The following is a 737-nucleotide window of genomic DNA, read 5'->3' on the forward strand; positions in this document are numbered from 1 at the left end:
TGTACTGCCCCCAGTATCCGAGGGAATACCCGCAGCCGGTTACCTCCATCTCCAGGCAAAGGTGGATCAGGAGGAAGCTCTGCAAGGCCTCCTTGAGGGTCCGCGCCGGATGCTCGGGCACCCACTCACATATATCAGCTATTTCCAGCAATTCCTGACGGCGCTCGTAATTCTTCTCTTCGGCCGCCATTTTTTTGGCCAGTTCAACATACCTGTACGCCAAGCGGTTAACCGCCCTGAGTGTGATTAAAAGTGCTGTATAAAAATTGCGCTTTTTCCTGTTTTCACTGTTTACTTCCAGAGCCGCCAGCCGTTCTTTGACTTCCTCGATGATGCCGCCTACACCCTTGACCAGGACCAGGTTGTAATTCATAGTCCCTCCCCCGGCGGGCCAGGAGTTGCCGTCATAAAAGAGTCCTGTATCCTGGGCAGGCAGGGAACTGTAACCGTAAATCTCCTCGAAAAGCTTATTGGCCTGGTTGTAAATGCAGCGTTCGTCCCAGTATTTAACTATTTCCCCAAAAATTTTCCTATCCTCGTCGGAGATATTCATCTCGCCCAGGTGACTAAGTGCTTTTCCTTCCTTATCCTTCATCCAGTCGACATTCCATTCGGGGTACGGATAAACTCCCGCTACATACTGAGCCACACTGCCGACAAAAAAGTTGTCGTCAATGTACAGGGTCTTGTTTTCGACAATATACTCAAACAACTTCGCCCTTTTGATAATAGCCGGA

General features: G+C 49.9%; 1 protein-coding gene. It reads right to left on the reverse strand.

The annotated features are described in order from the left end of the window. Positions 1-712: pyruvate formate lyase family protein (locus DCCM_RS16285; protein WP_305791405.1), on the reverse strand; the 712-nt coding region annotated here is incomplete at its 3' end. Positions 713-737 lie beyond the last annotated feature (25 nt).

This window comes from Desulfocucumis palustris (assembly GCF_002933875.1).
Lineage (GTDB): Bacteria > Bacillota > Desulfotomaculia > Desulfotomaculales > Desulfocucumaceae > Desulfocucumis > Desulfocucumis palustris.